At 38.7% G+C, this 3,034-nt stretch carries 4 protein-coding genes and 1 pseudogene; 3 read left to right on the forward strand and 2 right to left on the reverse strand.

Features of this window, described 5'->3' with window-relative positions; all coding sequences use genetic code 11:
- A pseudogene (locus AB685_RS29500) lies at positions 1 to 225 on the forward strand (MBL fold metallo-hydrolase); the annotation flags it as partial.
- 43 nt (positions 226 to 268) lie between these two features.
- On the opposite strand, the gene AB685_RS29505 reads toward AB685_RS29500, so the two are convergent.
- Positions 269 to 577, reverse strand: a complete 309-nt coding sequence (locus AB685_RS29505; protein ID WP_047974177.1) for a PepSY domain-containing protein — start codon at positions 575 to 577, stop codon at positions 269 to 271.
- Positions 578 to 810: 233 nt separating this feature from the next.
- Between AB685_RS29505 and AB685_RS29510 the strand changes: the two genes are divergently transcribed.
- Both AB685_RS29510 and AB685_RS29515 read left to right on the forward strand, forming a co-directional pair.
- Positions 811 to 1,884 carry a M42 family metallopeptidase gene (locus AB685_RS29510; RefSeq protein ID WP_047974178.1) on the forward strand — a complete coding sequence of 358 codons (1,074 nt, stop codon included), beginning with the start codon at positions 811 to 813 and terminating at the stop codon, positions 1,882 to 1,884.
- A 37-nt stretch (positions 1,885 to 1,921) separates the two neighbouring features.
- Positions 1,922 to 2,443: a DUF84 family protein gene (locus AB685_RS29515; protein ID WP_047974179.1), complete on the forward strand. Its 522-nt coding sequence runs from the start codon at positions 1,922 to 1,924 to the stop codon at positions 2,441 to 2,443.
- Between the two features lie 52 nt (positions 2,444 to 2,495).
- On the opposite strand, the gene AB685_RS29520 is transcribed toward AB685_RS29515, so the two are convergent.
- Positions 2,496 to 2,942: a YtoQ family protein gene (locus AB685_RS29520; protein WP_047974180.1), complete on the reverse strand. Its 447-nt coding sequence runs from the start codon at positions 2,940 to 2,942 to the stop codon at positions 2,496 to 2,498.
- Positions 2,943 to 3,034 lie beyond the last annotated feature (92 nt).

Below are 3,034 nucleotides of genomic sequence, written 5' to 3' on the forward strand. Positions count from 1 at the left end.
GACATTATGCCTACACATGCGCATGTAAATCCTTTATGGGTGCTTGCTTATGATGATTTTCCATTAGAATCAATCTTTGGTAAACAAAAGTGGCAACAGTTTGCAAAAGAGAAGGATGCCTGGTATTTGTTCTATCATGATTATAAATATCGAGCAATCAAATGGGATGATGAAGGTCAAGTGAGTGAATCAGTTGATCGTAAGCAGTATGCCTATTTAACCTAATAAATAGAGCAGCTTTCCTTTGTAGGGAAGCCGCTCTTCTTCTTTATGCTGCTTTTAATTCAAGTAAAGTGCCAGTCTTAGTATCTGCTAGGAATTCGTATTGAACTGTTCCTGTTTCAGTTGTTGTAGAAATTCCTCCGCGGTATACTTCTACGCGGATATTCTCACGTTCAACGGTTTCTGGGATCATATGAATCCATGATCCTGAAATGGCATGAGATCCTGATACGGTTTTCTTCACTATCTTTAATGCTTTCTCAGGAGAAACTTTTTCAGTTGAAAGGCTAGGACGAAGGAAGTAACCAGCCACAACTCCAATACCTATTCCTAAAGCAAATCGTCTTATACTCATTTTTATCATCCTTTCACTCTTCTATTGTGATGGTAGAGAAGTTCTTTCTAGATGAATACATTAATAACTTTCAAAAAACAACTAAGACTAGGTTTAGTATACAGAAAGTTTAAAGCGTTTTCCATCGATAAGGGAATTTGTCCACCCTTTCGTCAATCATTGTGGCAATAGCAAAAGGATTCAGATAAAATGGRCATGTACATATATTTTTCGGGAATCGAAAGGAGATTATAATGAATCAAGATACAATGAACTTATTTAAAACACTAACAGAATTACAAGGGGCACCTGGATTCGAACATGATGTAAGAAAGTTTGTGCGGAGTGAGCTTGAAAAGTATACCGATGAGATCGTTCAAGATCGTTTAGGAAGTATCTTTGGTGTGAAACGAGGCGATGAAACGGGTCCTACGGTTATGGTCGCTGGTCATATGGATGAAGTGGGCTTTATGGTCACTTCTATTAGTGAAAAAGGGTTAATTCGCTTTCAAACGTTAGGGGGTTGGTGGAGTCAAGTTCTCCTTGCTCAACGTGTACAAATTATGACTGATGCTGGTCCTGTAATTGGAGTAATTGGTTCAACGCCTCCACACCTTCTTGAAGAATCACAACGTAAAAAGCCAATGGAAATCAAACAAATGTATATTGATATTGGTGCAGATGATAAAGAAGATGCGAAAAAAATTGGGATCAAGCCAGGTCAACAGATTGTACCTATTTGTCCCTTTACACCAATGGCAAATGAGAAAAAAATCCTCGCTAAAGCATGGGATAATCGCTACGGAGTAGGATTATCAATTGAATTACTAAAAGAGTTAAAGGATGATAAGCTACCAAATATTCTTTATTCAGGAGCTACTGTACAAGAAGAAGTTGGTTTGCGTGGAGCTGCTACATCTGCTCAAATGATTAAGCCCGACATTTTCTATGCCCTTGATGCAAGTCCTGCTAATGATGCAACAGGTGGAAAAGACGCATTTGGCCATCTGGGAAAAGGAGCACTCCTTCGTATTTTAGATCGTACGATGGTTACACATCGTGGTATGCGTGAGTTTATTCTTGATACAGCTGAGACAAATAAGATTCCATATCAATATTTCATTTCACAAGGTGGAACAGATGCAGGGCGTGTGCACACTACAGGGAATGGTGTGCCATCTGCAGTAATTGGAATCTGTTCTCGTTATATTCATACAGCTGCTTCCATCATTCATATTGACGATTATGCTGCAGCAAAAGAATTAGTTGTCAAATTGGTTAAATCCACCGACAAAAATATGTTAGATCAAATTACAAAAGGCGTGTAGTCCTATTAAAAGACGAACCTTTGGGAGGTAAAACGGAATGAAAGTAGTCATTGGCACAAAAAATAGAGCCAAAATTCATGCCGTCATGGAAACGTTASTACGTGAGCCGTTCGAGTTCATAAGTGTGGAAGCACCCTCAGGGGTTTCTGCTCAACCTTTTTCAGATGAAGAAACGATGAAAGGGGCTATTAACCGAGCAAAATACGCATTAACAATTACCGATGCAAAGCTAGCCATAGGACTTGAAGGTGGTGTAAGTGATACATCAACGGGATTGATGCTTTGTAATTGGGGAGCAATGACTAGCCATTCAGGACAAGTTTGGGTAGCTAGTGGAGCAAAAATTCCATTACCTCTTGAAGTTCAAGCGAAGTTGAGGGATGGACAAGAACTAGGGACTATTATGGGAGAAATGATGGAAGATCATCGCATTCGTCACAAAGAAGGAGCGATTGGTGTGCTAACTTCGGGCCGACTCACGCGTAAATCCATGTTCAGCCATATCGTTCAAATGCTTTATGGACAATATGAATACAATTATCAACCTTTTAGTCATTAAATATAGTAGGAAGCGCCATTTAAGTAGCGCTTCCTGTTTTTTTGTATGAATATTAATTTTCTTCGAATACGTAAGATAATGCTTGCAGAGCTTGTTCTGGGTTTTCTACTACGACTTGTGACTTATTAGCAAGTTCCTTTAAAGGATGATGTAATGACTCAGGACGGATCAATATTAATGGCTTTTGAAGCKCAATTGCAGTTGCAGCATCCATCGCACTATTCCACTGTTTATATGTCTCACCAAATAGAGCAATGACTACATCAGCTTTTTGAAGAAGAATTTGTGTACGTAAGTTATTGATACTTGAGGCAGCTTCATCTTTTAACATTTTATTGGGCTGTACTCCTAGAATTTCTTCCCCAATATCATCTGAACGATCATGATTTTCCATTGGACCTGTGAAGTGAAGAGGTAGATTACGTTTTGCAGCTGCCTCTTTTAAATCAGTTCTCCATGTACTGTGAATTTCCCCTGCTAAATAAACCGTAAGTTCCATTTGAATCTCTCCCTTACATCATTTTCTCTATCTATTATAAAGCAAGAGCTCTTTGGAAACGAATAATAAGGTAAGTTGCGAGTAAGAAAAAA

Source organism: Bacillus sp. LL01 (genome assembly GCF_001037965.1).

Bases quoted from the DNA above. Each gene is read 5' to 3' on its own strand.
- AB685_RS29505 (WP_047974177.1), bottom strand. From the start codon at position 577: ATGAGTATAAGACGATTTGCTTTAGGAATAGGTATTGGAGTTGTGGCT.
- AB685_RS29510 (WP_047974178.1), top strand. From the start codon at position 811: ATGAATCAAGATACAATGAACTTATTTAAAACACTAACAGAATTACAA.